This window comes from Enterobacter sp. ECC_219_Taxon_10 (genome assembly GCF_058354905.1).
Genome location: NZ_CM178005.1, coordinates 2,666,913 through 2,692,688 on the forward strand (window position 1 = coordinate 2,666,913; position 25,776 = coordinate 2,692,688).

Below are 25,776 nucleotides of genomic sequence, written 5' to 3' on the forward strand. Positions count from 1 at the left end.
GGAATGTATGGCTTCAGAATACAATAAATGGGGGCAGATCGTTGATTATCAATTCTTATTTATTGCTATTGCCGTTTTCTCTCCAGTAAGATGAACCACATTGCTGTCAGTCCGGAGTGAGTAAGGTGTATGTCACCCACCATCTATGATATCGCACGGGTTGCGGGCGTATCGAAATCAACCGTTTCCCGAGTTCTGAATAAACAAACGAATATTTCCCCTGAAGCGCGAGACAAAGTGCTGAAGGCGATAGACGAATTAAATTATCAGCCCAACAAACTGGCCCGCGCCCTGACCTCTTCTGGCTTCGATGCCATTATGGTTATTTCGACCCGCTCGACCAAAACCACAGCCGGTAACCCTTTTTTCTCCGACGTTCTTCATGCCATTACGGCAAAAGCGGAAGAAGAAGGGTTTGACGTTATTTTACAAACCTCGAAAAGCAGTGAGGACGATCTGCAGAAGTGCGTAGGGAAAATAAAGCAGAAGATGATCAAAGGGATCATCATGCTGAGTTCACCGGCAAACGAATCTTTTTTCACCACGCTGGACGAATACGGTGTGCCCGTAGTGGTTATTGGGAAAGTAGAAGGTAAGTTCCAGAATATTTATTCTGTTGATACGGACAATTTCCACGACAGCGCTATTTTGGTCGATTCGTTTATTGAACATGGACGAACAAAAATTGCCTGTCTGCATGCCCCGCTCGATTATCACGTTTCTATCGATCGCCTTGCTGGCTATAAATCCAGCCTTGAGAAGCAGGGTATCGCCATTAACCCGGATTGGGTCATTGATGGCGGATATACCCATGAAAGCGCGCTTCAGGCAGCCTGCAAATTACTCTCGTCCGATAACCCGCCCAATGCCGTTTTTGCCACAGACAGCATGAAATTGCTGGGTCTTTATCGGGCAGCGGATGAGTTAAATCTGATGGTTCCCGAGCAGGTTGCCATGGCAGGATACAGCGATCCGATGCTGTCTCTCGTATTAACTCCTGCTCCCGGTGGGTTTGATATCCCGACGAGAAAGCTCGGCGAAGAGAGCTGCAACGTGTTATTTAAGCGTATTGCGGGTAAACCTGCGCCGCATAAGGTATTGGTTGAAACGCATTTTTCGGATGCAGCGTCCTTGCGCTAAAAACCAGGGGCAATCGCCCCTGGTAATAGGTTATCAGAACGCGTAGTTCACGCCGACACCCGCATAGTGGAAGCGATCGCTCTCACCTTCATCGTGGTTTTCCCATTCGTAGGCATATTCCAGCGTCATGGATAAGCCGTTGTTAAAATCATAGGCGTACAGCATACCCAGACGGTTGAAATCATGTCCTTCACGCGTTGGATCGTCCTGCCAGTCCCAGTTTGACCAGCGATCGAGACCCAGTCGGGTATAAGGCGTTAACGTCGTCTGGCCTAACGAGAGCGGCAGATAGGCACGAATTTCCTGGGTAGAAAACTCGCCGTTATTGCGCGAGCTGTCCATATTGAAGCCGCGCTCTAAATAGTAATTCACCTTGGCGGAGACGGTTTCATTAATAGTCCAGGTAAAGCCCGTTTCGGTCTCGACGCGGCTGTCAGAATAACCGGTTTTTTCCAGATCGTTGGCAAACTGGTACATGGCAAACCAGCCGCCAAAGCGCCAGTCTTCGGTTAATTTAATATCCCAGTCAGGCTGAACTTTGTAGCGCTGCATATTAGCGCTGCCGTCTTTGGCACCGTGCTCATCTTTAAAGTGATAACCATAATTGCGGAAGCCACCGGTCAGACCGAAAGTAAAATCATCGGTGCCGATAAAGCGATAGCGTAATTCAAATTCCGGGCGATCGAAATAGGTACCACGCGTCATGCTGCTATAATCAACCGGTCCTTCCTGATACATTGCCAGAGAGATCGTCCAGGCATCCCATGTTGCATTAAACCACACGGAAGGTTCATATAATCCATCTTTATCGTCGCCCTGACCTTCGACGTTTTCAATTTCATACATGGCACCGATATTAAACGCCCACTGCTTTGCGGATTCTGTTGCTTGCGCGCAGCTAACCCCTGCGCACAGAATGAGCGCAGCACTTCTTAGTAGAGTACTCATTAAATATTCCCTTTATAATTAACAAACAAAAAAACCGGAAATTTGCATTTCCGGCAAACACCTTTCTTATCTAATAGCCGCTTCGGTATCGGCGTCGAAGAAATGGCACTTATTCATATCGAACTGAATGCCGATAGTATCTCCGGCTACGTAGTCATTGGCCGCGCCCGCACGGACAACCAGTTCATGGCCGCCCACGGTGGCATAAAGCATAAATTCGGCTCCGGTAAGCTCGGCGACGCTGACTTTCGCCGTGATATCTTCTCCGCTGCTCTGCAGGGTGAGAATATCTTCCGGACGGATCCCGAAGACGACCGCTTTACGCTGGTAACCTTGCGCATTCAGCTCGGCCAGCTTGTCCTGAGGGATCTCCAGACGCAGCGTTTCCGTTACGAAATAGCGATCGTCGATAGCGCCACGAATGAAGTTCATCGCCGGAGAGCCAATGAACCCTGCGACAAACATATTTGCCGGCTCGTTGTATACCTGCTTCGGCGCACCCACCTGCTGAATGATGCCGTCTTTTAGGATCACGATGCGGGTCGCCATCGTCATGGCTTCCGTCTGGTCGTGCGTTACATAGATCATGGTGGTGTTAAGCTTCTGGTGCAGCTTGCTGATTTCGGCACGCATCTGCACACGAAGCTTGGCATCGAGGTTGGATAACGGCTCATCCATCAGGAAGACGCCCGCTTCACGCACGATCGCCCTGCCCAGCGCCACGCGCTGGCGCTGACCACCCGATAAAGCACCGGGTTTACGCTTCAGATATTCACGTAACCCCAAAATCTGCGCCGCCCAGTTAACGCGCTCTTCAATCACCGCGGGCGCTATTTTTTGCATTTTCAGGCCAAACGCCATGTTGTCGTAGACCGTCATATGCGGATAAAGCGCGTAGTTCTGGAATACCATCGCAATATCGCGAGACTTGGCGGGCACGTCATTCATGCAAACGCCGTCGATAATCAGTTCACCCGCGCTGATCTCCTCAAGACCGGCAATCATTCGCAGTGTGGTAGATTTACCGCATCCCGACGGACCGACGAAAACAATAAACTCTTTGTCTTCAATTTCGAGGTTGAAATCCTTAACCACGTGGACCTGGTTATCATAGATTTTCTGAATATGTTTCAGAGACAGTTGAGCCATAATTTATTCCTTATCAATACGCCCGGGACGCCCAGAAATCTGTCAGGCATTTCCAGGTCAGTTCCCGCGTTGAATGAAGTTGTAATCCCGCATGGTTAAGGCCAGGCCCAATCCCGACCGACAGCATTCCTGCGGCGTTGATTGCTTCAATACCCGCAGCGGCATCTTCAATGCCGATGGCCTCTTCAGGGCGCACATTCAGCCCCGCACAGGCTGCAAGAAAGATCTCCGGGTCCGGCTTTGAGCGGGGAATGCGGGAAGCATCAGCGCAAAAATCGAAGGCCCCATCGATGCCCAGCGCGTGCAAAATCCCTGGGGCATTGAGCGATACGGATGCCAGCCCAATTTTGACCTTCGCGGCACGGATCTCCGCCAGCACGTCGCGGATCCCCGGCAGCAGAGAATCCTGCGTTAGTGATGCCAGCGACTGGACGTAAAGCGCGTTTTTTTTCGTCGCAAGCGCCAGGCACTGCTCCTCGCTAAACATCCCCGTTTTATCGCCATGCTTGAGAATGCGCTGGAGGGAATCCATGCGGCTTATCCCCTTCAGCTGTTCGTTAAAGACTTCATCAAAGGTGATGCCAATGTCTTCCGCCACGGCGCGCCACGCCAGAAAGTGGAGATGTGCGGTATCGGTGATCACACCGTCCAGATCGAATACGACAGCCTTAAGCGTCATGGTGCCCCTCCGTGGTAGCGGTCCCAACAGCGGATGCAGAAAAGTCCTTACAGACGCAAACTTTTCGCTCCGATACGTGCAGCGTTTTGCCCCACAGCGTCAGCGTGGCAGGTGCCGTGGTTTCAATGGTTAACACCTCGTTTTCATAGGTGAAGTGCATGGTTGCGTTCCGCCACCGCAGAGGGAAGGCAAGTTTCTGCCAGTGAGCAGGCAGTTTCGGCGCGAGATGCAGTTCCCCTTCAATGATTTGCAGGCCAGCAAACCCCTGAATTGCGCCAGACCAGATCGCACCGGTGGCCGCGGCATGAATGCCCTCATCGCTGCTGTGCGGATCGTCGCCCAAATCAATGGCGATGCCGTCGCGCCAGAAGGCATAGGCCCCCTGAGTGTCACCGCAGCGCGCGAGGACAATCCCGTGAATGGCCTTGCTCAGGGATGAGTCATGGATCGTGCGTGGCTCATAAAACGCCAGATTGGTGGCGCATTGCTGTGGCGTAAACCGCTCCGGCAACAGGTAGTTAAGCATCACCACATCGGCCTGCTTAAGGATCTGCATCTCGTTCACTTCCGCGCGGGAATAATCGAGCAGAATCGTCTGTTTACCCGCTTTGGCTTTGTAGCGGCTCAGATCGATGGCAGGTTTAGACATGAAGGTATCATCCTGCGGGATCACACCGTCTGCATCGGCCTCTGGCAGCCATAAGCGCGCCAGGAACTGCGTGGCATTCTCCGTGAAACGCACATCCTCACGCTCAAACATCGCCATAAACTGGCGCGCGCAGGCCACGTTGTGCCAGGCCAGATAGTTGGTGTAGGCGTTGTTGTTCACGTGCTCGGTGTATTCGTCCGGTCCGATCACGTCATGGATTTCCAGACGACCATTGATTTCAGTGGCGCGTCCCATCCAGAACAAGGCCGTTTCCATCAGCAGCGTCAGGCCTTCGTTACGCATAAAGGCATCATCGTGCGTCGCCTGCCAGTAAGCGACTACTGCCCAGGCGATATCTGCCACGATGTGATGTTCAGCGAGTGCGGAAGCCACCTTCTGGCGTACCCCGGTGCGGATGTTAATCGCCGCGAACTCTGGCGTCTCTTCCTCTCCGCTTGCGGCGCTTTCCCATGGGAACAGCGCGCCAGGCCAGCCGTTACGACGGGCTTTTTCCCGGGCGCCTGAGAGATTAAGCCAACGATAGCGCAGGAGGCTACGGGCAATCTGCGGGCGGGTAAACAGATGGAAAGGCAGCAGGAAAATTTCGGTATCCCAGAAAACGTGGCCTTTATAACCCTCTCCCGTCAGCCCTTTTGCAGCAATACTGCTTCGCTCGTCATGGGCAGGCGTCATCGTGGTCAGATGCCAGACAGCATAATCCAGCGCCATCTGATCCTGATGTTCAGCAGAAGCCACCTCCACCCGAGCGTCACGCCAGACGTCTTTCCAGGCATACGCTGAGCTTTCAAGCAACGCGTCGTAACCTCTTGCCGCAGAGACTTTGAGATCGGCCAGTGCGTTGCGCGCGAAAGACTCCTGCGACAGCGCTTTATCACTGCGATGCGTCAGCCAGACGATTTTCTCAAGCGTGACAGTGTCACCCTGAGCAATCGTCAGCGAATGGTGAACGCTGAGACGTCGATTTTTGGCGGTGAAGCAGCTGTCGCTCTTCGCTGATAGCTGACAAAACGCCGAAACAACAACCTCTGACGCCCGATCCTGCGTTTCATACACGCCCTGCATGTAGTGCTGGTCAAAAACCCTGACCGAGACTTCATCCAGATGCTGTCTGCCGCTGTTCGTTTGCGTTGCGTCGATGCCGGTTTTCAGCACCGCCTGCGTGGCGTCATCAAGAGGCGTGATCGAGAGCTGCATAGCCACTAAAGGCAACTGGTCCAGCGACACAAAACGACGGCTCTCCAGCCTATAGCGCTTCCCGTTGGGTGAACGCCAGACCACGTTACGATGCAGCTCGCCGTTCGCAAAGGTCAGCTCGCGCTGCCACTCAAAGATTTCCCCTGAAAGGAGGGTGAAATTGATGCCATCCAGCTCAACATCAATCCCGGTGATATCCGGCAGATTGACCAGCTCAGTGGTCTCATTGCGCCCCGCACGGTGATACAGCCCCGCGAGATACATGCCTCTGGTCTGCTGGGTGTAATCTTCTTCGTGCACAGCGCGAATGCCCATGTAGCCATTGCCGGTGGCCATGACAGAGGCATATTTATTCAGGCTGTGAGGACAAAAGCCCGGATCGGTTAATACAGACACGTTCAGCATAATGTCACGCTTTCCCCTGTTTCTGCTGATTCATACAGCGCGGCGACAAGCTGCTGAATAACCAGTCCCTGTTCTGCATCGGCAATCATGACGGGCTCTCCCTGCACATGGCGCACAAAGGCATCCATGCTGCGCAGATGGCGCTGATCGTCCGCCTCTTCGCGCTGGGTAACGGTTTCTAAAACACCGGCTTCGTCGTTGTAGATGTGCGCCGGGAACAGCGTTGCACCCGCCTTTTCTCCGCAGAAAGAGACGTTCATGATGGACTGATCGCGAATGTTAAGCGCAAAGGAAGTGTCCAGACGCAGAATGCCGCCGTTGCAGAATTCAATCGTGCCAAACAGGGCATCTTCCACGGTAAATTGCGCAGGATCCCACTCGCCAAACTGACCGGCGCTTTTACGGTTTCCCAGCCTCTGGAAGCTGTGCGCGGTCACCCGTTTTACCGCCGGGAAACCCAGAACATACATTGCGGCGTCAAGCATATGAATGCCGATATCAATCAGCGGTCCGCCACCCTGTAACGATTTGTTGGTAAAAACGCCCCATCCCGGTACGCCGCAGCGGCGCAGTGCCTGCGCCGAGGTGAAGTAAACTTCACCGAGCGTCCCGTTCATTACCGCATCACGCAGCAGTTGGGTATCCAGGGCAAAGCGATGGTGAAAATCGTACGCCAGGACTTTTCCTGCCTTGCGCGCCGCGATGCGCATCTGGTCGGCCTGTTCCGGCGTCATCGCCGGGGGCTTTTCACACATAACGTGGCAACCCGCTGCAAGGGCCGCCATCACGTGTTCAAAATGGAACCGGTTGGGGGAACAGACGCTCACCACATCCGGTTTTACTGCCTGCAACATCTCGTGAGCGTCCTGCCATGCCGATGGAATAGCATAACGTTCCGCGAACGCCTGTGCCTGCTCAAGGCGGCTGTCCATGACAGCCACCATTTGAACATCACTGCGCGTGGCGTAATACGAGGCATGCACTTTGTCCGCGACCTGCCCGGCGCCAATAATGGCGACGCGCAGAGGCGAAGGTGTAGAAGCACTCATCACGCTCGTCATCCTTAGCATTCACGCAAATAAGTGAGAGAGTCCTGATAAGCCTTAGCCGGATCCTCGGCGCGAACACGGCATTCATATACCACGTATCCCTGATAGTTATCGGCACGCAGCTGGTCGAACAGGCTGGCAAAATCAAGGCTGCCGCTGCCCGGCTGATAGCGATGATTATCTGCAATGTGCACATGACCCAGCAGATCGCGGTTCTGATGCAGCGCGTCCGTCAGCGAGTCTTCTTCAATATTCATATGATAGAAGTCGCCGATGATCTGCACGTGCTTCAGGCCGTTCTCTTCGATGTAACGACGCGCGTCTGCCAGGGTGTTGATCATATGATCCTGATAGCGGTTCAGCGGTTCCAGATAGACTGTAGTACCGGTGCGCGCCGCCACCTCATCCAGCCAGCGCAGCGAGGCGCTAACCGCTTTGCGGTCACCGTCGAGGCTGCGTGGGGAGGTCATTGGCGGCAGACGGAAGGTAAACATCCCCCAGGCAGCAGGCACGATAATGCCCTTTCCGCCGACTTCCGCCAGCGCTTCCAGAATGCGTTCGATCTGCTGTAACCCGTTCAGACGGCGTTCTTCGATGAAATCACCGATCCAGCCATCGTATCCGCCACATGCTGTCGTCACCGGCAGGCCAGTGGCTTTGATAGCGGCTTTCACTTCGTCGAGGTTTTCAACCAGCAGGCGGCCGTCAATTTCGTAGCCATCAAAACCCATTGCTTTGATGTACTCGAATTTTTCCATAATGCTGGACGGGAAAAAGGCCTGGTTTTGTGTTGCGATCTTCATGATTTGCTGTCCTTAGCTTAAAAAGTGACGCCCATTTTGATACTGAGTTCCGGGTGCTGATCGACATACTTCATATAGCTTTCCGGGCTGGTGGCGAAGGTCACGACCGGGTCGATCAGATCTTCACAATTCAGATAACCGTTCATCAGCAATTCCCAGCAGGTCTCTTCGATACGCTTGCGGCTCCAGCGCGGATAGTCCGGGTTGGGTTCACTGCAGGCGCGGGAGAAGACAATCTTCGCGTTGTTGAAATGCGCTTCGCGGCCGAGGTTGAAACCCGCGGCAAACGGCTTGGCGAACGCCACGTAGGAGATGGTTCCGCCATAGGCGAGTCCGCGCAGCGCAGACTGCAGTGCATCCGCAAACCCGCTGGTTTCGATGATCACGTCTGCGCCCTGCTTGCCGGTCAGCTTTTTGATTTCCAGACCCACATCGGTACCGATTGGATTCAGGCAGTGGTCCGCACCGTGACGACGAGCGATCTCACAGCGGTGTTCAATCGGATCAACGCCGATAACCACTGACGCACCGGCTTTTTTCGCCAGCTGAATTGCAATCTGCCCGATGGCTCCCAGACCGACCACGACAACAAAGTCGCCCACGCGGACGTTGGCATCACGCACGCCGCTCATGGCGAACTGCGCCGGATCGTAGCAAACGGCATTCTTCCAGGACGCGCCCTGCGGCATTTTACGCAGCTTATAGTTGTTCACCGCGTTAACGATGACCGTTTCCTGCAGCGGGCCGTAGCAGCAGACGCTGTCGCCGACCTGGTATTCCGTCACGTCTGCACCGCATTCAATAATGTCGCCAACGATCATGTTACCCAGCTGGAACTTACCGAATTCGATACCGCGCGCAGCGCCCTCTTCACGCGGCGTGAACATCTGCCACTCTGCGTTGAACTCTTCATCAATAAACGGGCTTGCCGCGCGGAAATCCACGACTTCCGTTCCGTGCTTCGGGGCGCCAAAGCGGGCGCGAATTTTCACTTCATGTGCTTCCACAGCACGGTCTTCATATTCCACCAGCGCCGCCACGCGTGGCGCTGTCGCAACTAACTTCTTCATAACTTGCTCCTGATAAAAAAATTGGCCGCCTTAGCCCTTGACGCCACCGGCGGTCAAACCACTTTTAATAAAACGTTCAGAGAGTGCGTACATGATGACCACCGGAAGCGCCGTCACCAGCGATGCCGCCATCATGCGACCCCAGATATAATCTGGCGTACTAAAGAGCGTGTTCAGCCCGACCGGCAGGGTAAAGTTGCTGGCACTGGACAGGAAAATGGAGGCAAACAGGTAGTCGTTCCATGCCACCATGAAGCAGTAAACAAACACCGACACGAGACCGGAAATGGCCAGCGGCACGGTAATGCGGAAGATGATTTGCAGTCGGTTCAGACCATCCATCATCGCGGCCTCTTCTATTTCGTCCGGAATGGTGTCGAAATAGCTGCGCAGCATGAATACCGCCGTAGGCAATGTCTGGGTCACCATGGTGATGATTAGCGCCAGTTCAGTGTCATAAATGCCGAGCGCGGTAATGATTTTGAACAGCGGCACCACCAGCAATATCCCGGAGAACATATAGACGGTGTAGAAGCTCGCATTGATCGTCGTGCGTCCTTTAAAACGCAGCTTGGACAAGGCGTAAGCGCCCAGCGTGCCGAGAAACACCGCAATTACCGACGACGTCAGCGACACCACCATGCTGTTGCGGAAGTAATCCACAAACGGGAAGATCAGCGGGTTAAAGATGTCGACATAATGCTGAAGCGTCCACGCCTGCGGCAGAATAGTCGGATTCAGCGATATGGCCTCTTTCGCGCTCTTGAATGACGTCATCAGCATCACGAAGAACGGGAACAGCGTGATAATCAGAAATACCGCCAGCCCCAGATAGAAACCAATACGGCCCAGTATGCGTTTATTTGTTGCCATTGAGGTTTACCCTTTTTCTGGTCAGCAGAATGACGGCGAAGATGATCACAAACAGCACAACGGAAATGGCGGCTGCTTTACCCAGATCGTTGAATGCAAAGGCGGTTTTATAGAGATACACGCCCAGAATATCGACCTTCGTGGTCAGCAGATAAACATCCGCAAACATGTAGAACATCCAGATAGTTCGCAGCGTGACCACCGTTGCCAGCACAGGCATGATGGCGGGCAACGTGACGATACGGAAACGCTGCCAGGCGTTTGCCCCATCCATCTCTGCCGCTTCGTACAACGATTTATCAATGGTCTGCAAAATTGCCAGGAATGAGATAAAGGCATACGGGAAGTAACGCCAGATGGCGAACAGCACCACCAGCACAAAGCTGCTGCCAGGGTTGTCGAACCAGAGCGGCGCCTGGTCATACAGATGCAGCAGATCGACGCCCAAATAGTTCACAATGCCGTAGCCGTTGTTGAACATGTATTTCCAGGCAAACACCAGGGAAATAGACGGCGTCACGTAGGATAAAATCACCAGCGAACGCGCCGTCTTACGCAGACGAAACTCACGGTTAAAGAAGATGGCGACGGCAAGCCCCAGCCCGGTGCTGCCGAGCACGACCAGCGCCGTATACCAGAACGTCATCCACAGTGAATGCCAGAACGCAGCATCCCCCAGAATGCGGATGTAGTTATCCAGGCCGACGAACACCGCATCAATACGCGGGTTAAGCGGCAGACGTAAGAAACTGATTTCAATATTGGAAATCATTGGCCAGGCCACCAGGCCCCCCAGCAAAATCAGGCTGGGGGCCAACAGCAGCATGGCGAAAGGCATATCTGAACGACCAGAAAACAACGTCTTCATAATTTCCTTCCGCAGAGCGCTCCTATCGTTGTGAAATCAGGTCAGTCAGTCGCTTTTGGCTCTTGCTAAGCGTTGCGCTGAGATCTTGTTTACCCACAGTGACGTTATGCACCATGGAGCTGATAATGCCGGAGCCTGTCACATCGCCCATGCGCGTGAAGTTTTTGTCGCCGACAGCGCCAAATACCTGCACGTTCGGGAACTGGGCGATCAGCTCATAAGGCAGTTGCCCAAACGCTTTAATCACGTCGTTGTTTTTCCAGGTGTCCGTGCCTACCACCAGCGTGTTCACCGGCAGCGCCGCGCCCGGCGACATCATGACCCAGTCGGTTGCGTTTTGAGCCTGCTCCATCCACGTCACAAACTTTTCAGCCGCTTGCGTTTCTTCTTCGGTTTGGCCGGTGGTGATCGTCAGCGACGTGACCATGCCGTAAACGGCAGAGGACTTTTCTGTAGGCACGACGAAGCCAAGGTTGGCAGGGTTACCATCCTGGAATACTGCCGGCAGGATGTAGGTGGAATAGACAGCCATCGGTGCAGAACCGTTCATGAAGGCATCTTTGATCTCCATGACGTCGTTCGAGCCCGGCATGGTGGTCGCGGCCAGCGTTTTATAGAACGCCAGTGCTTTCGCCATTTCAGGGGTATCAATTTCAACGTTTCCGTTGGCATCAAAAACGTTCGCGCCGCCGGACAGCGCAAACTGAGAGAACGCCTGCTCGGTCATGACGCTTTCCGCTGTGGGCAGCGCAATGCCGTAATGTTTCCTGGCCGGGTCGTTAAGTTTCTGGCTGGCGTTCAGCAGCTGTTCCCAGTTATGCGGCTCCTGGATACCCGCGGCAGCAAGCACATCTTTGTGATACCAGACGCCGGACAGCCAGGCACTCATCGGCACCCCCGTCCAGGCTGTACCGTCTTCGGTACGCACAACGCGCAGGATCCCGTCATAGAAGGACTTTTCGCCTACCGCTTTAATGACGTCGCCGACAGCCTTGCGATCCAGCAGCTGTTCCTTATCCATGACTTTCGCGTAATCATGGCTGACTTCAATCACTTCAGGCAGCGCGCCCGTTCTGGCGAGCGTAATCACCTTGGTGTTGTAGGCGTCTTCTTCCACCGGTACCTGCTTCACCGTAATGCCAGGGTTTTCTTTCTCGAATTTTTCGATCAGTTTCGTAATAACCGCCTGACGCTCCTGCTCTACTGACGAGTGCATGAACTCAATGGTCACAGCAGACGCTTTATCATCCTTACAGCCTGATAACAGGGCGCACGAAACCAGCGCTGATAACAGCACAATTTTGGGCATTTTCATTTTAGGGTCCTTTTTAGTTTTCTTTAATCCACATAACCTGCCATGGATTGAGGGTCAGTTCTTTACCGCTAACAGCTTGTCCTGATAGTAATTCCATACCAGTAAGCGTGTCCCCATAAACGGTATGAACGTTATTACTAAAATTAAACAGCGCTGTAATTCTCTCACCATTTTCAGCCACGCGAACAATTTTAAGAATTTGTTCATCCAGTGATTCAAAAATTGCCTGTGCATCAGGGTGAAACGCACTTTCCCCACGTCGGATCGCAATATATTCGCTTAAACGGGAATAAATCTTATGACGAATGCTATTTTTATTATTAAGTTCAAGATCAACCTGACCCGCGGTATATTTCTTGCGGTTTATCGCGCGGTTATAGCCGAGGCGCTCGACCCCTTCATAATCGTTACGGGAGCCAAGAATGCTTTGAATATACACGGCAGGTACGCCTGGGAAACTTAACAGCACCGCATGCGCCAGAATAAAGCGCGCAATGCGTTCATCATCGGAACTGTTTTGCGCACTTAACGCGTCAAGATAGGTCACATTGATTTCGTAAGGACTGCGCGTTCCGTCAGGATTATTTTTCCAGTTGACCAGTGCCCCTTCCTGCTGAAGTTTCTCAACCAGTGCGAAGATTTCTGATTCCGGCAAAATGCCGCGCAGCGGGTTCAGACCGATACCGTCATGAGACGCCAGGAAGTTGAACCAGGTTGTTTTTGTTGAAGGCAGCGCCAGCGATCCCGCCCACTGACAGAGAGCTTTAACATCCTGACGGTGCACTGCATGCAGCACCAGCGGTGGCAAGGAGAACTGATAGACCATCTGGGCTTCATTTTCACCGTCACCGAAGTAAGAGATATTGTCCTTATGAGGAACGTTAGTCTCAGTAATGATCACCGTTCCTGGTGCCACGGCCTCGGTAATGGCACGGAAAAGCTGGATAAGACAGTGGGTCTGTTCCAGGTGGATGCAGCTTGTTCCAGGGATTTTCCACATAAACCCGACGGCATCCAGACGGATATAACGCGCCCCTTCCGCCAGGTAATGGAGCAGCACGTCAACCATCGCAATCAGCACCTGAGGCGAGGCGAAGTTGAGATCGATCTGGTCATCACTGAAGGTGGTCCAAAGATGACGCACGCTGCCATCATGCAGCGTAAATGGCGTCAGCAACGGTAATGCGCGAGGACGCGTTACCGCAGATAAATCGGTTTCAGGATCGACAGCAATAAAGAAATCTTCGTAGCCAGGTTTCTGCGCAAGATAATTAGCAAACCATTCACTTTTTGCTGACATATGGTTGCACACGAAATCAAACATTAAACTGGCGGACTGTTTTAAATCAGCAACGTCTTGCCAGGTTCCGGTTTCAGGCGCAACGTTGTGGTAATCAATAACGGAAAACCCGTCATCAGAGGACCACGGATAAAAAGGTAAAAGGTGGACATGGGAAAACGTGCGAGCAAGCCACTCATTATAAAAGCGGGTAAATACCGGCAACGCTTTCTCCCCTTTCGCGGAGAACTGATCGGCGTAGGTAATCAGAACAACGTCTTTTTCATCCCAGCCTGATTTACGCTTTTCTGTAATATCAACAGCAGCTTGTTCAAGCTTTGTTAATAACATTTTAAAATGTGCTTCAGAAAATGATTCACCGTAAATATGATTGATAATATTTTTAATTTTTGCGTTCACATTATTTTCCATGGTAGCGGTCCCACGAAGGGCAATCTACTCCCCTGAAAAATATCTGTCAACGAACCGGGAGGCTGAAAAACGCAATTACAAAGCAGCTCTGTGCAGTAATGTGAGCTGCCGCAAAGAAAGTGAGGGGAAAGGATGAAATGTCGTTGCCCTTCCAGGGAGAGAAAGGGCTAACGCGAGCGTAAATTATCGGGATAGGTAGCGGCGTGACAGGCGCTTTGCCGCTTTTTGCAACAGGGGTTCAAGGGCTACGGCCAGCAACATTCTGACCGGCTTGCGGGCAACAGATTTGATCGCCCAGCCCGCCACACCTGCCGGGCCGTAACGCAACGCCGTCATCAGAACCAGTTTACCTGCGATTTTCAGGCCGGGTTTTACCTTCTGACCGGCCTGCTGCCAGTTTTTCTTCATGTATGTTCTCTCTTAAAGCTGACGAAAACGACTTCTCAGCGTAAAGGTATCGGATGTGACATAACGCTCCATCTCACGCAACCGCTTCTCACCGGCTGCCAATTGATCGTCAACCGCATTGAGAAGATCGTTACTGGTAGGCGCGCCTTCGGCAGCCAGCTCTCCTTCCGGCATCGGGTCAAGTACAAACGACAGAACGATGTATGCCACAAAAGTGATAAACGCCAGGCCAAAAAATATCGACAGCACCGTGACCACGCGAACCAGTTTGACCGGAACGTCAAGATAATGGGCCAGCCCGGCGCAAACGCCGCGCACCATGCCCTGCTGTGGAATTCGCCACAATTTTTTATTCAGATTCAGTCCTGACATTAACGGTCCCTCCAGTTAGGATGTTCTGCATCCAGGATAGCTTCCAGCGCCTGAATGCGATCGCGCATCTTATTCGCCTGCTCGGTAAGCTGCGCCAGACGTTGTTGTTCACTCTGGGATAAATCGTCCCGCGATGACCGATTGCTATAGTGCAGCCATAACCAAATCGGCAAAACAAACAGCACGAAAATCGTCAGGGGAATGGCCAGGAAAAGCGCGCTCATGTGTACTCCTTGTCGTAGTATGCTTAGCGGCACGCTCAGGTGCCGCAACATTATTATTGGTTATCTTGCTTCATTTTGGCTTTCAATGCCGCCAGCTGCTCGCTGATTTCATCGTCCGCTTTCAGGTCGGCAAACTGTTGATCCAGCGACTTTTGCTTACCCATGCTGTGGCTCTCTGCTTCCGCTTCCATCTGGTCGATACGACGCTCAAATGACTCAAAACGCGCCATGGCCTCATCCAGCTTGCCGCTGTCCAGCTGACGACGCACGTCGCGAGAAGAGCTTGCCGCCTGATGACGCAGGGTCAGCGCCTGCTGACGCGCCCGGGTTTCGCTCAGTTTATTTTCCAGCTCACCAATCTCTTTCTTCATGCGGGTGAGCGTGTCGTCCACCAGCGTTACTTCATGCTCAAGCGTAGCGATCATCTCCGCCAGCTTCTGCTTTTCAATTAACGCCGCGCGTGCCAGATCTTCTTTATCTTTGCGCAGGGCGAGTTCCGCTTTTTCCTGCCATTCATTGAGCTGAGCGGTGGCCTGCTCAATACGGCGCGTTAACTGTTTTTTCTCAGCCAGCGCACGGGCGGAGGTAGAACGCACTTCAACCAGCGTGTCTTCCATCTCCTGAATCATCAGGCGCACCAGCTTCTGCGGATCTTCCGCTTTCTCCAGCAGCGAGTTGATGTTGGCGTTCACGATGTCGGCAAAACGAGAAAAAATACCCATAATCAAATCCTCATAGTTCTGTTATCGGGCTATGCCCTGCTGTACTGATAATACAATTCCCGTGCCAATTTTTTATCTTATTGATTTATCAGAGAGTGATTGATTTTTATTCATTGCAGAACTATGCTGACCTGGTGAATATCGCTAAGGAGTGGTTAATTTCATCATGGCTCAATATAAAGATAACTTACTCGGCGAAGCCAACAGTTTTCTTGAGGTGCTGGAACAGGTTTCTCGCCTTGCGCCGCTCAACAAACCGGTGCTGATTATCGGCGAGCGCGGCACGGGTAAGGAACTGATTGCCAACCGTCTGCACTACTTATCCGGACGCTGGGACGGCCCCTTCATTTCTCTTAACTGTGCGGCGCTGAATGAAAACCTGCTCGACACCGAGCTGTTCGGCCACGAGGCGGGGGCATTTACCGGCGCTCAGAAGCGTCATCCGGGGCGTTTTGAGCGCGCCGACGGCGGTACCCTGTTCCTTGATGAACTCGCCACCGCGCCGATGCTGGTGCAGGAAAAACTGTTGCGCGTCATTGAGTATGGCGAACTGGAACGCGTCGGCGGCAGCCAACCGCTGCAGGTTAACGTGCGCCTGGTCTGCGCCACCAACGCCAATCTGCCGGAGATGGTTGCGGAGGAGAAATTCCGTGCCGATCTGCTTGACCGTCTGGCCTTTGACGTCGTTCAGCTTCCGCCCCTGCGCGATCGGAGAAGCGACATCATGCTGCTGGCTGAACAATTTGCGATCCAGATGTGCCGCGAGCTCGGCCTCCCCCTGTTCCCCGGCTTCAGCGATTATGCGCGGGAGACGCTACTGGCCTACCGCTGGCCGGGAAATATCCGCGAGCTGAAGAACGTTGTGGAGCGTTCTGTATACCGCCACGGCAGCAGCGAGACGGAGCTGGACAATATCATTATCGATCCTTTTCAGCGCAATGCGCCATCGCTACCCATGCCATCGTCTTCAGGCGACGCCCCAACTCTCCCGCTGGATTTACGCCAGTTCCAGCACGACCAGGAGCAACAGCTGCTGGAGCAAAGCCTGAAGGCGGCGAAATATAACCAGAAACGGGCGGCTGAACTTCTGGGCCTGACCTACCATCAGTTACGGGCATTGCTCAAAAAGCATCAAATGCGCTGACAATATCGACACTTGCCCGCAGACATTTTTACGAAGCAGGCGTAAGTGCGATACACTTTGCAGATCGAACCTAAAAACCTTAAAAATTATGCGTCTGGTTTTATCGTCCTTTTTTGCACTCGGTCTGTTCAGCGGCCTGGCGTTTGCTGCGCCCGGGCAAACTACGCAGCCTGACATCCGTGACAGCGGCTTCGTTTATTGCGTGAGCGGCCAGGTAGATACCTTTAACCCGCAAAAAGCGGGCAGCGGCCTGATTGTGGATACGCTCGCCGCGCAGCTGTACGACCGCCTGCTTGATGTCGACCCGTATACTTACCGCCTGGTGCCTGAACTTGCGGAAAGCTGGGAAGTCCTGGACAACGGTGCAACCTACCGTTTTCGCCTGCGCGACGATGTCGCGTTTCAGCGCACGCCGTGGTTTACCCCCACGCGAAAGCTGAACGCGGATGACGTTGTCTTCACCTTCCAGCGCATCTTTAACCGTAACCACCCGTGGCATAACGTTAACGGGGATAATTTCCCCTATTTCGACAGCCTGCAGTTTGCAGACACCGTTAAAAGCGTGCGCAAGCTGGACAGCCGGACGGTTGAATTTACGCTGGCGCGCCCGGATGCCTCCTTCCTCTGGCACCTGGCGACCCACTATGCATCCGTCATGTCCGCCGAATACGCGGCGAAGCTGACGAAAAAAGATCGCCAGGAGCTGCTCGACCGCCAGCCGGTCGGTACCGGGCCGTTCCAGCTGGCCGAATACCGCGCGGGGCAATATATTCGCCTGCAGCGTCACGAACATTTCTGGCGCGGCACGCCGCTGATGCCGCAGGTGGTGGTCGATCTCGGTTCTGGCGGAACGGGACGGCTCTCGAAACTACTCACCGGGGAATGTGACGTGCTCGCCTGGCCTGCCGCCAGCCAGCTCACGATTTTACGCGACGATCCGCGTCTGCGTCTGACGTTACGCCCGGGTATGAACATCGCTTATCTGGCCTTTAACACCGATAAGCCGCCGTTGAACAACCCTGCCGTTCGCCACGCGCTGGCGCTGGCAATTAACAATCAGCGCCTGATGCAGTCGATCTACTACGGCACGGCAGAAACCGCAGCATCAATTTTACCGCGCGCCTCGTGGGCCTACGACGGTGAGGCTAAAATTACGGAATACAATCCGGCAAAAGCGCGTGAACAGCTGAAGGCGCTTGGCGCAGAAAACCTGACGCTCCAGCTTTGGGTGCCAACCAGTTCCCAGGCGTGGAACCCGAGCCCGCTGAAAACCGCCGAGCTGCTGCAGGCGGATATGGCGCAGGTGGGCGTCAAAGTGATCATTGTACCGGTTGAGGGCCGTTTCCAGGAGGCGCGCCTGATGGACATGAATCACGATCTCACCCTAACAGGCTGGGCCACCGACAGTAACGACCCGGACAGCTTCTTCCGGCCGCTGCTGAGCTGTGCGGCGATAAATTCGCAGACTAACTACGCTCACTGGTGTAACCGGGAGTTTGACGCAGTGCTGCAAAAAGCGCTCTCTTCCCAACAGCTGGCCTCGCGCATTGACGCCTATGATGAAGCGCAGAAGATCCTCGCTCAGGAACTGCCCGTGCTACCGCTGGCCTCTTCCCTGCGTCTTCAGGCCTATCGCTACGATATTATAGGTCTGGTGCTGAGTCCGTTCGGCAACGCCTCGTTCGCCGGCGTGTCGCGCGAAAAAGAACAAGAGGTGAAAAAACCATGATTATTTTTACCTTACGTCGACTCCTGCTGCTGCTGGTGACGCTCTTTCTGCTGACCTTTGTCGGCTTCAGCCTGAGCTATTTTACGCCGCACGCCCCGCTTCAGGGCTCATCGCTGTGGGATGCCTGGCTGTTCTGGTTTAACGGTCTGCTGCACTGGGATTTCGGCGTGTCGAGCATAAATGGGCAGCTTATCTCCGAGCAGTTGAAAGAGGTGTTCCCGGCCACGATGGAGCTGTGCATTCTGGCCTTCGGCTTTGCCCTGATGGTGGGTATCCCCGTGGGCATGCTGGCCGGGATCTACCGCAACAAATGGCAGGATAAGTTTATCAGCGCCCTCGCCCTGCTCGGCTTCTCTATCCCGGTATTCTGGCTGGCGCTGCTGCTGACGCTATTCTTCTCGCTGACGATGGGCTGGCTGCCGGTCTCTGGCCGTTTTGACCTGCTCTATACGGTTAAAACGGTGACGGGTTTTGCCATCATTGACGCGTGGCTTTCCGATTCGGTGTGGCGCCATGAGATGATCGTCAGCGCCCTGCGCCATATGGTATTGCCGGTGCTGACGCTGGCGGTTGCGCCGACGACCGAGGTGATCCGCCTGATGCGCCTGAGCACCATCGAGGTGTTTGAGCAGAACTATGTCAAAGCTGCTGCCACGCGCGGATTATCGCGCCTGACCATACTGCGCCGCAACGTCCTGCACAACGCTTTGCCGCCGGTGATTCCGCGTCTTGGGCTGCAGTTCTCCACCATGCTTACGCTGGCCATGATCACCGAGATGGTCTTTAGCTGGCCAGGGCTGGGACGCTGGCTGATTAACGCCATCCGCCAGCAGGATTACGCCGCTATCTCAGCGGGTGTGATGGTGATTGGTTCGCTGGTCATTATTGTTAACGTGTTGTCCGATATTTTGGGTGCGATGGCTAACCCATTGAAGCATAAGGAATGGTATGCCTTACGATAACGTATACAGTGAAAAGCGCACGCCCGGTGCGCTGCGTACCGTGTGGCGTAAGTTCTATGGTGACACCACGGCAATGATTGGTCTTTATGGCTGTGCCGGTCTGGTATTGCTTTGCCTCTTTGGCTCGTGGTTTGCGCCTTATGGCATCGATCAGCAGTTCCTTGGCTATCAGCTGCTGCCGCCTTCCTGGTCTCGCTACGGCGAAGTCTCTTTCTTCCTCGGCACTGACGACCTCGGACGCGACGTGTTAAGCCGTCTGTTAAGCGGGGCCGCCCCGACGGTGGGCGGCGCGTTTGTCGTGACGCTCGCGGCGACGATCTGTGGACTGGCGCTCGGTATTTTCGCGGGCTCCACGCATGGCCTTCGCTCGGCGGTGCTGAACCACATTCTGGACACGCTGCTGTCGATTCCTTCTCTGCTGCTGGCAATCATCGTGGTTGCCTTTGCCGGCCCGCATCTGTCACATGCCATGTTCGCCGTCTGGCTGGCTATCCTGCCCCGCATCGTGCGCTCGGTTTACAGCATGGTGCATGACGAGCTGGAAAAAGAGTATGTCGTTGCGGCCCGTCTGGACGGTGCGACGACCTTCAACATTCTGTGGTTTGCCGTTCTGCCAAACATCGCTGCCGGGCTGGTCACCGAAATCACCCGGGCGCTGTCGATGGCGATCCTGGACATCGCTGCGCTCGGCTTCCTCGACCTCGGCGCGCAGCTGCCGTCCCCTGAATGGGGCGCGATGCTCGGTGACGCGCTGGAATTGATCTACGTGGCACCGTGGACGGTTATGCTGCCGGGGGCGGCGATTATGGTAAGCGTGTTGCTGATCAACCTGCTGGGCGACGGTATTCGCCGTGCAATTAACGCGGGGGTGCAATAATGCCGCTTCTTGATATTCGCAACCTCACTATTGAATTCAAAACCGGTGAAGGCTGGGTAAAAGCCGTCGATCGCATCAGCATCACCCTCGCCGAGGGCGAGATTCGCGGGCTGGTGGGGGAATCCGGCTCGGGCAAAAGCCTGATCGCCAAAGCTATCTGCGGCGTGGCGAAAGATAACTGGCGCGTGACCGCCGACCGTATGCGATTTGACGATATCGACCTGCTGCGCCTCTCCCCGCGCGAGCGGCGTAAGCTGGTCGGCCATAACGTCTCGATGATTTTCCAGGAGCCACAGTCCTGCCTCGATCCGTCCGAGCGCGTAGGCAAACAGCTGATGCAGAACATTCCCGGCTGGACCTATAAAGGCCGGTGGTGGCAGCGTTTCGGCTGGCGCAAACGCCGCGCCATTGAGCTGTTGCACCGCGTCGGGATCAAAGATCATAAAGACGCGATGCGCAGCTTCCCGTATGAGCTGACCGATGGCGAGTGCCAGAAAGTGATGATTGCCATCGCGCTGGCTAATCAGCCGCGTTTGCTGATTGCGGATGAGCCGACGAACGCAATGGAGCCAACCACGCAGGCGCAAATTTTCCGCCTGCTGTCGCGCCTGAACCAGAACAACAACACCACCATATTGCTGATCAGCCATGACCTGCAAATGCTCAGCAAGTGGGCGGATAAAATTGACGTGATGTACTGCGGACAAACGGTCGAAACTGCCCCCAGTGAAGACTTGATCACCGCGCCGCACCACCCGTACACGCAGGCGCTTATCCGCGCCATTCCGGATTTTGGCAGCGCCATGCCGCACAAGAGCCGTCTGAATACCCTGCCCGGGGCGATTCCGCTGCTGGAATCATTGCCAATAGGCTGTCGTCTGGGGCCGCGTTGTCCGTATGCTCAGCGTAAATGTATCGAAACACCGCGCCTGACCGGCGCCAAAAATCATCTTTACGCCTGTCATTTCCCGCTGAACATGGAGAGAGAGTGAAATGGTCGAAACCTTGCTGGAAGTCCGCAATCTGAGTAAGACCTTTCGCTACCGCACGGGGCTGTTTCATCGTCAGACTGTCGAAGCGGTGAAGCCGCTGAGTTTTACCCTGCGTGAAAAACAGACGCTGGCGATCATTGGCGAAAACGGCTCCGGCAAATCCACGCTGGCGAAGATGCTTGCCGGCATGGTCGAGCCCACCGCTGGAGAAGTGTTGATTGACGATCATCCTCTGCAGTTTGGCGATTACTCTTTCCGCAGCCAGCGCATCCGCATGATCTTCCAGGATCCGTCAACCTCGCTTAATCCACGCCAGCGCATTTCGCAGATCCTTGATTTCCCTCTGCGTCTGAATACCGAACTGGAGCCAGAGGCGCGCCGCAAGCGTATCTTCGAAACCCTGCGTATGGTTGGGCTGTTACCGGATCATGAAAGCTACTACCCGCATATGCTGGCCCCGGGTCAGAAACAGCGTCTGGGCCTGGCGCGCGCGTTGATTCTGCGCCCGAAAGTGATCGTTGCTGACGAAGCGCTTGCCTCGCTGGATATGTCGATGCGTTCGCAGCTGATTAACCTGATGCTGGAATTGCAGGAAAAACAGGGGATCTCATATATCTACGTCACCCAGCATCTGGGAATGATGAAGCACATCAGCGACCAGGTGATGGTTATGCACCAGGGGGAAGTCGTCGAGCGCGGCAGCACGGCGGATGTGATGGCCTCCCCGCTTCATGAGCTGACGAAAAGGCTGATTGCCGGTCATTTCGGTGAAGCATTGACCGCCGATGCGTGGAGAAAGGACCGTTAAGTGCCGCGGTAAACACAGATTGCTCCGCTTAAATAAGGATTAAATAGTCTGCACGCGCTATTTAATCCTTTAATTTTTTGTCTCCATCCCTGCTCCATAGTTTAAGCACTATCCATCAACAGTTCTTCTCCAGAATATCCGGATATTACGGAGGAGAAGAAATGAACACCGCCACTTATGTTCTGAAATACGCAGAGTATCTCATCAGAAAATGCCGTTCATATTTAATGACGGACCTTAATTTTCATACTGCAAGGCTCGAAAAGACATCAGGGAAAACCCCTGACATTAAATCACCCACTACGTTGAGTGAAAAAATCTGCCATCGACTGGTCTATGACCATAATAATCTCTACACAATGCTTGCCGATAAACTCGCAGTCCGTGAATACGTTGCGTCCAGAACAACGCGAGTAAAAGCGGTGCCACTGATTGGAGTATACCGCAGGTTTTCGCATATTGATTTTTCAACACTGCCCGATCAATTCGTCCTTAAGTGCAATCATGATAGTGGTAGCACAATAATCTGTACAAACAAAGACCAGTTCAATTACCGGCAGGCCCGAAAAAAGCTCAATCTCGCATTAAAGAAGAATTTGTATTACACCACGCGCGAGTGGCAGTACAAAAATATTATACCCGTTATACTGTGTGAGCCTTATGTCGATCTTTTCAATAATGCGGACAGGAACAGCACGCCGGAAATGCTGCGAATTCACTGTTTTCACGGCATCGCCCACTATGTTGAGGCCGATTTTACGGATGACCGCGGCAGAGAGTTTATCAACGTTTACGACAGATACTGGAATTTACAGCCTTTCCGGATGGAATACCCTAATACGCCGGTAGCGCCCGGCGAGCCAGGGTTGTTCCGTGAGGCTTTGCTGGCCGCTCAGGAGCTGGCGAATGGCCTTGACTACTGCCGCGTTGACCTCATGCTAAAAAGCAATGAAATTTACTTCAGTGAAATAACCTTAAGCCCAAAACGAGGCAAACTGCGTATTACCCCGCTGGAGTGGGATACAAAATTAGGCGCTATATGGCAGTTGCCGCTATCGGCGGACAGGCCAGGCTGATCTCCCGCCAGGGCTCAGGCATCGGGCCAGGTCAGCTTGAACAGGGAGTGGTTTTGCTTCGATAAGGTATACGTTACGTCGCCACCATGAGCCAGCATGATGGCTTTTACCACCGATAAGCCTAAACCACATCCTTCAGGATTCAACTCTCTGGCACCATTATCCCGCTGGAAGGGTTGAAATAAGAAATCATGAAATTCTCTGGGGATGCCCGGCCCGCCATCCTGAATAAGAATAAAATTGCCTTTATCAGAGACGCCATTTTTTACGATGAGTTTCCGCGAAGTTGAATAATGTAATGCGTTGTCAAACAGAACGGCCAGACACTGATTGATGCGCAAGGGGTCGAACACGCATCGCTGTTCTCTCAGCTCAGTCTTAAGCGTAAATTGGTTGCGTTTGAACTCGGGCATGAAAGTATCAAGCGCATCCTGGATTGTGCCTTTGAGGTCTGTTCTGGATTTATACAACGTATAACCCGCCCCGCCGTCCGAGCTGATCACCCGGAGATCTTCAATCAAACGGGTTAACCCCTCAGTCTGCCTGAGAAGGTTATTAAAGAGCTGCGGATCTGGCTCAAAGACGCCGTCAACCAGCCCCTGAAGCCGACCGCGTAAAATCGTAACCGGGGTTCTCAGCTCATGGGCAATGGCGGCATTCCAGGATTTCCTCTGAATATCCAGCGTCTGGAGTTTTTCCGCCATTTCATTGAAATCCGTGACCAGATGATTGACCTCTCCGAGCCGGGAGCTGGCACAATAAGCCCGGGCGTCCAGTTGACCCTGAGAAATTTTTCTCAGGCTGGACGCTACCGCGTTTAACGGGGTGAGTATTCGCGAAGAAAGTTTGATCGTTAAAAATATCGCGGTTATCAGACTGATTGTTGTGGCGGTCCCGATCCACACCCAGTCCCACATCGTCATCTGCTCATCATCACCCGCAACGGCGCCGCCGGGGAGGTGATCGAGAATAAAAGAGTAAAAAAACCAGGAGCCCAGTACCGCAATGGCAATTATCGTAAACGTCAGCAGCAGCATATACGTTAAGATCTGCCGACTCAGGACAGAATCTCTGTTCATTTTTTCTCCCCAAGCCGATAGCCCATCCCCCGAATACTTTCAGGAATGCCATAAAGGCCCGCAAGCTCCAGCTTTTTACGCAGCTTGCTCATATGGCTGTCTACCGTTCTGTCGAGCGTATCGCCCTCCGGCAGACATGCGTTGAGTAACTCTTCCCTGGAACAGACCTTACGCGGGTATCTCACCAGATAAGTAAGAAGTTTAAATTCCGTCGTCGTTAATACCGGCGAGACCACCTCTTCGCCAGCGGTGACCTCAACGTAGAAATCGTCCGGATAGACCGTAATAAAAGGCGTCCTGAGAGGCACGGCCCCCGCCTGCTGGAGAGCCGGTTTGGTTCTGCGCAGCACCGCTTCAACCCGCGCGACCACTTCGGATGGGTTGAAAGGTTTGATGACGTAATCATCCGCGCCAAGCCGCAGCCCCATAAGCTTATCCACGTCCTGATCGAGAGCGGACACCATAATAACAGGCACGGTACTTTCCTGGCGGAGCGTCGTGAGTACGCTCCAGCCATCGCACAGGGGCAAATGGATGTCCAGCAAGATAAGATCCGGTTTATGGAGTCGATTGAGCGCTATCGCCTGTTCGCCCTGCCGGGCTCTCAGCGTTTTCATCCCTGAACGCTCTAAGTAACTCATCAGTATATCGGCAATTTCGTCTTCATCTTCAACAACAAGGATTAGAGTATTTTTGTTCATTTTATCTCCGCGGGTGAAATCCCTTTGAGCACGCTATCAGATATCTTTAGCACAATAAGACACAGGCTCCGGGAAAAAGTGCCGTGGCCGCGAAAATTTCCTGGGTTAATTTAAGTGTCCGGCAATTTCTCCATACAGCCTACACATTCAGTCAATAAAGGCTCGACAATGACAGTCCAGAATAGTTATTCGGAGTTAAACCATCTTCCGTTTAACGTAGTAAATAACCCTGTCGCTTAAAGGCTTTCTGAATTTGGTTGAGATAATGAACATGGAACTTTCGAAATACCTCTCTCCTAAAAAAATCGGCATATTCTCCCTGTTCCTGCTGCTAACGTGGGGATTACTTTATACGTGGCTGATACTGATGCATAAAATGGATGAAAAAGTCGCCGCAACGCTGCCCTCTTCCCCCATTATCTATGGCTGCATTGCCTTGTCGGTTGTCTCTCTGATAATACAAAACAAAGCAGGTGCGTTCACAGAATTACTTCTCATCGCCTTCTGGCTGATGGTGATTTTTGTTTATCTCATTATTACGTTCACTGTTCTGCTGAACGCTACGCCAGATTTTAACGATCTGGTGTTTTACTACGAGTGTTATTTAATTCTGTTTTTTGGCGGTGCACCGCTTTACCTCATCATGAGAATGATTTAAACAACCGCGCTGTTTCGCTCCACACTCTCTCCATAAACCGCCCATGTCCGCTAAACAGGCGAGCTGTAGAGTTTCCATCACACCATTTGAACAAAAATAACTCACTGAAATAGCCATATACCTGTTACCCATAATGATAAACCTCACTAA

At 53.3% G+C, this 25,776-nt stretch carries 26 protein-coding genes; 9 read left to right on the top strand and 17 right to left on the bottom strand.

Translation table 11 applies throughout. The features are described from left to right. The first annotated feature begins 129 nt into the window (after positions 1-129). Positions 130-1,140 carry a LacI family DNA-binding transcriptional regulator gene (locus AC4ICF_RS12740; RefSeq protein ID WP_316379271.1) on the top strand — a complete coding sequence of 337 codons (1,011 nt, stop codon included), beginning with the start codon at positions 130-132 and terminating at the stop codon, positions 1,138-1,140. 33 nt (positions 1,141-1,173) lie between these two features. Here AC4ICF_RS12740 and AC4ICF_RS12745 read toward each other — a convergent pair whose 3' ends face one another. From AC4ICF_RS12745 to pspA, 15 genes are all read right to left on the bottom strand, one after another. Continuing rightward, on the bottom strand, positions 1,174-2,088 hold the full coding sequence (locus tag AC4ICF_RS12745) for an OmpG family monomeric porin (RefSeq protein ID WP_316379272.1): 915 nt from the start codon (positions 2,086-2,088) through the stop codon (positions 1,174-1,176). Between the two features lie 66 nt (positions 2,089-2,154). Next, positions 2,155-3,237 (bottom strand): ABC transporter ATP-binding protein, encoded by a 1,083-nt coding sequence (locus tag AC4ICF_RS12750; RefSeq protein WP_316379273.1) that lies wholly within the window; start codon positions 3,235-3,237, stop codon positions 2,155-2,157. A gap of 13 nt (positions 3,238-3,250) precedes the next feature. Continuing rightward, positions 3,251-3,916: a beta-phosphoglucomutase gene (gene pgmB, locus AC4ICF_RS12755; protein WP_316379274.1), complete on the bottom strand. Its 666-nt coding sequence runs from the start codon at positions 3,914-3,916 to the stop codon at positions 3,251-3,253. Further along, positions 3,906-6,185, bottom strand: coding sequence for a glycoside hydrolase family 65 protein (locus AC4ICF_RS12760; RefSeq protein ID WP_316379275.1), 2,280 nt, complete (start codon positions 6,183-6,185; stop codon positions 3,906-3,908). The genes pgmB and AC4ICF_RS12760 overlap by 11 nt, the downstream gene beginning before the upstream one ends. Then, a complete protein-coding gene (gene ycjS / locus AC4ICF_RS12765) occupies positions 6,179-7,237 on the bottom strand; it encodes a D-glucoside 3-dehydrogenase (RefSeq protein ID WP_316379276.1) in 1,059 nt (352 codons plus the stop codon). The genes AC4ICF_RS12760 and ycjS overlap by 7 nt, the downstream gene beginning before the upstream one ends. Positions 7,238-7,248: 11 nt before the next feature. Beyond that, complete coding sequence (gene ycjR / locus AC4ICF_RS12770; protein WP_166711400.1) at positions 7,249-8,037, bottom strand: 3-dehydro-D-guloside 4-epimerase; 789 nt, start codon at positions 8,035-8,037, stop codon at positions 7,249-7,251. Positions 8,038-8,054: 17 nt separating this feature from the next. Next, positions 8,055-9,107 carry a D-guloside 3-dehydrogenase gene (gene ycjQ, locus AC4ICF_RS12775; protein WP_116339535.1) on the bottom strand — a complete coding sequence of 351 codons (1,053 nt, stop codon included), beginning with the start codon at positions 9,105-9,107 and terminating at the stop codon, positions 8,055-8,057. 30 nt (positions 9,108-9,137) lie between these two features. After that, positions 9,138-9,980 (bottom strand): carbohydrate ABC transporter permease, encoded by an 843-nt coding sequence (locus AC4ICF_RS12780; RefSeq protein ID WP_151413656.1) that lies wholly within the window; start codon positions 9,978-9,980, stop codon positions 9,138-9,140. Further along, positions 9,967-10,848 carry a carbohydrate ABC transporter permease gene (locus tag AC4ICF_RS12785; RefSeq protein ID WP_028013373.1) on the bottom strand — a complete coding sequence of 294 codons (882 nt, stop codon included), beginning with the start codon at positions 10,846-10,848 and terminating at the stop codon, positions 9,967-9,969. The genes AC4ICF_RS12780 and AC4ICF_RS12785 overlap by 14 nt, the downstream gene beginning before the upstream one ends. A gap of 22 nt (positions 10,849-10,870) precedes the next feature. Next, positions 10,871-12,163: an ABC transporter substrate-binding protein gene (locus AC4ICF_RS12790; RefSeq protein ID WP_316379277.1), complete on the bottom strand. Its 1,293-nt coding sequence runs from the start codon at positions 12,161-12,163 to the stop codon at positions 10,871-10,873. Positions 12,164-12,176: 13 nt separating this feature from the next. After that, complete coding sequence (locus AC4ICF_RS12795; protein ID WP_439209810.1) at positions 12,177-13,874, bottom strand: sugar phosphorylase; 1,698 nt, start codon at positions 13,872-13,874, stop codon at positions 12,177-12,179. A 183-nt stretch (positions 13,875-14,057) separates the two neighbouring features. After that, positions 14,058-14,282, bottom strand: a complete 225-nt coding sequence (gene pspD, locus AC4ICF_RS12800; RefSeq protein WP_028013376.1) for a phage shock protein PspD — start codon at positions 14,280-14,282, stop codon at positions 14,058-14,060. A gap of 12 nt (positions 14,283-14,294) precedes the next feature. After that, entirely contained in the window at positions 14,295-14,654 is a 360-nt protein-coding gene (gene pspC / locus AC4ICF_RS12805; RefSeq protein ID WP_116339527.1) for an envelope stress response membrane protein PspC, read from the bottom strand. Further along, positions 14,654-14,878: an envelope stress response membrane protein PspB gene (pspB, locus tag AC4ICF_RS12810; protein ID WP_116339525.1), complete on the bottom strand. Its 225-nt coding sequence runs from the start codon at positions 14,876-14,878 to the stop codon at positions 14,654-14,656. The genes pspC and pspB overlap by 1 nt, the downstream gene beginning before the upstream one ends. 53 nt (positions 14,879-14,931) lie before the next feature. After that, the gene (gene pspA, locus AC4ICF_RS12815; RefSeq protein WP_116339523.1) at positions 14,932-15,600 is read right to left on the bottom strand and encodes a phage shock protein PspA; all 669 of its coding nucleotides are present in this window, start codon (positions 15,598-15,600) and stop codon (positions 14,932-14,934) included. 151 nt (positions 15,601-15,751) lie between these two features. Between pspA and pspF the strand changes: the two genes are divergently transcribed. From pspF to AC4ICF_RS12850, 7 genes are all read left to right on the top strand, one after another. Next, entirely contained in the window at positions 15,752-16,744 is a 993-nt protein-coding gene (pspF, locus tag AC4ICF_RS12820; protein ID WP_163330862.1) for a phage shock protein operon transcriptional activator, read from the top strand. Positions 16,745-16,832: 88 nt separating this feature from the next. Continuing rightward, positions 16,833-18,473 (top strand): ABC transporter substrate-binding protein SapA, encoded by a 1,641-nt coding sequence (sapA, locus tag AC4ICF_RS12825; protein WP_316379279.1) that lies wholly within the window; start codon positions 16,833-16,835, stop codon positions 18,471-18,473. Continuing rightward, a complete protein-coding gene (gene sapB, locus AC4ICF_RS12830; RefSeq protein ID WP_061098013.1) occupies positions 18,470-19,435 on the top strand; it encodes a putrescine export ABC transporter permease SapB in 966 nt (321 codons plus the stop codon). Before sapA ends, sapB begins: the two co-directional genes overlap by 4 nt. After that, the gene (sapC, locus tag AC4ICF_RS12835; protein ID WP_061098012.1) at positions 19,422-20,312 is read left to right on the top strand and encodes a putrescine export ABC transporter permease SapC; all 891 of its coding nucleotides are present in this window, start codon (positions 19,422-19,424) and stop codon (positions 20,310-20,312) included. Before sapB ends, sapC begins: the two co-directional genes overlap by 14 nt. After that, entirely contained in the window at positions 20,312-21,304 is a 993-nt protein-coding gene (gene sapD, locus AC4ICF_RS12840) for a putrescine export ABC transporter ATP-binding protein SapD (RefSeq protein ID WP_047958816.1), read from the top strand. Before sapC ends, sapD begins: the two co-directional genes overlap by 1 nt. Before the next feature lies 1 nt (position 21,305). Next, a complete protein-coding gene (sapF, locus tag AC4ICF_RS12845) occupies positions 21,306-22,112 on the top strand; it encodes a putrescine export ABC transporter ATP-binding protein SapF (RefSeq protein WP_028013385.1) in 807 nt (268 codons plus the stop codon). Positions 22,113-22,273: 161 nt separating this feature from the next. Beyond that, positions 22,274-23,188 (top strand): ATP-grasp fold amidoligase family protein, encoded by a 915-nt coding sequence (locus AC4ICF_RS12850; protein WP_316379280.1) that lies wholly within the window; start codon positions 22,274-22,276, stop codon positions 23,186-23,188. Between the two features lie 14 nt (positions 23,189-23,202). Here AC4ICF_RS12850 and AC4ICF_RS12855 read toward each other — a convergent pair whose 3' ends face one another. Beyond that, a complete protein-coding gene (locus AC4ICF_RS12855) occupies positions 23,203-24,267 on the bottom strand; it encodes an ATP-binding protein (protein WP_316379281.1) in 1,065 nt (354 codons plus the stop codon). Further along, positions 24,264-24,968 carry a response regulator gene (locus AC4ICF_RS12860; RefSeq protein ID WP_116339513.1) on the bottom strand — a complete coding sequence of 235 codons (705 nt, stop codon included), beginning with the start codon at positions 24,966-24,968 and terminating at the stop codon, positions 24,264-24,266. The genes AC4ICF_RS12855 and AC4ICF_RS12860 overlap by 4 nt, the downstream gene beginning before the upstream one ends. A 271-nt stretch (positions 24,969-25,239) precedes the next feature. Between AC4ICF_RS12860 and crrC the strand changes: the two genes are divergently transcribed. Next, positions 25,240-25,626, top strand: a complete 387-nt coding sequence (crrC, locus tag AC4ICF_RS12865; RefSeq protein WP_166711410.1) for a colistin resistant protein CrrC — start codon at positions 25,240-25,242, stop codon at positions 25,624-25,626. Positions 25,627-25,776 lie beyond the last annotated feature (150 nt).

Coding starts and splice junctions, on each gene's coding strand:
- AC4ICF_RS12740 (WP_316379271.1), top strand. CDS start 130: ATGTCACCCACCATCTATGATATCGCACGGGTTGCGGGCGTATCGAAA.
- AC4ICF_RS12745 (WP_316379272.1), bottom strand. CDS start 2,088: ATGAGTACTCTACTAAGAAGTGCTGCGCTCATTCTGTGCGCAGGGGTT.
- AC4ICF_RS12750 (WP_316379273.1), bottom strand. CDS start 3,237: ATGGCTCAACTGTCTCTGAAACATATTCAGAAAATCTATGATAACCAG.
- pgmB (WP_316379274.1), bottom strand. CDS start 3,916: ATGACGCTTAAGGCTGTCGTATTCGATCTGGACGGTGTGATCACCGAT.
- AC4ICF_RS12760 (WP_316379275.1), bottom strand. CDS start 6,185: ATGCTGAACGTGTCTGTATTAACCGATCCGGGCTTTTGTCCTCACAGC.
- ycjR (WP_166711400.1), bottom strand. CDS start 8,037: ATGAAGATCGCAACACAAAACCAGGCCTTTTTCCCGTCCAGCATTATG.
- ycjQ (WP_116339535.1), bottom strand. CDS start 9,107: ATGAAGAAGTTAGTTGCGACAGCGCCACGCGTGGCGGCGCTGGTGGAA.
- AC4ICF_RS12780 (WP_151413656.1), bottom strand. CDS start 9,980: ATGGCAACAAATAAACGCATACTGGGCCGTATTGGTTTCTATCTGGGG.
- AC4ICF_RS12785 (WP_028013373.1), bottom strand. CDS start 10,848: ATGAAGACGTTGTTTTCTGGTCGTTCAGATATGCCTTTCGCCATGCTG.
- AC4ICF_RS12790 (WP_316379277.1), bottom strand. CDS start 12,163: ATGAAAATGCCCAAAATTGTGCTGTTATCAGCGCTGGTTTCGTGCGCC.
- AC4ICF_RS12795 (WP_439209810.1), bottom strand. CDS start 13,874: ATGGAAAATAATGTGAACGCAAAAATTAAAAATATTATCAATCATATT.
- pspD (WP_028013376.1), bottom strand. CDS start 14,282: ATGAAGAAAAACTGGCAGCAGGCCGGTCAGAAGGTAAAACCCGGCCTG.
- pspC (WP_116339527.1), bottom strand. CDS start 14,654: ATGTCAGGACTGAATCTGAATAAAAAATTGTGGCGAATTCCACAGCAG.
- pspB (WP_116339525.1), bottom strand. CDS start 14,878: ATGAGCGCGCTTTTCCTGGCCATTCCCCTGACGATTTTCGTGCTGTTT.
- pspA (WP_116339523.1), bottom strand. CDS start 15,600: ATGGGTATTTTTTCTCGTTTTGCCGACATCGTGAACGCCAACATCAAC.
- sapA (WP_316379279.1), top strand. CDS start 16,833: ATGCGTCTGGTTTTATCGTCCTTTTTTGCACTCGGTCTGTTCAGCGGC.
- sapB (WP_061098013.1), top strand. CDS start 18,470: ATGATTATTTTTACCTTACGTCGACTCCTGCTGCTGCTGGTGACGCTC.
- sapC (WP_061098012.1), top strand. CDS start 19,422: ATGCCTTACGATAACGTATACAGTGAAAAGCGCACGCCCGGTGCGCTG.
- sapD (WP_047958816.1), top strand. CDS start 20,312: ATGCCGCTTCTTGATATTCGCAACCTCACTATTGAATTCAAAACCGGT.
- sapF (WP_028013385.1), top strand. CDS start 21,306: ATGGTCGAAACCTTGCTGGAAGTCCGCAATCTGAGTAAGACCTTTCGC.
- AC4ICF_RS12850 (WP_316379280.1), top strand. CDS start 22,274: ATGAACACCGCCACTTATGTTCTGAAATACGCAGAGTATCTCATCAGA.
- AC4ICF_RS12855 (WP_316379281.1), bottom strand. CDS start 24,267: ATGAACAGAGATTCTGTCCTGAGTCGGCAGATCTTAACGTATATGCTG.
- AC4ICF_RS12860 (WP_116339513.1), bottom strand. CDS start 24,968: ATGAACAAAAATACTCTAATCCTTGTTGTTGAAGATGAAGACGAAATT.
- crrC (WP_166711410.1), top strand. CDS start 25,240: ATGGAACTTTCGAAATACCTCTCTCCTAAAAAAATCGGCATATTCTCC.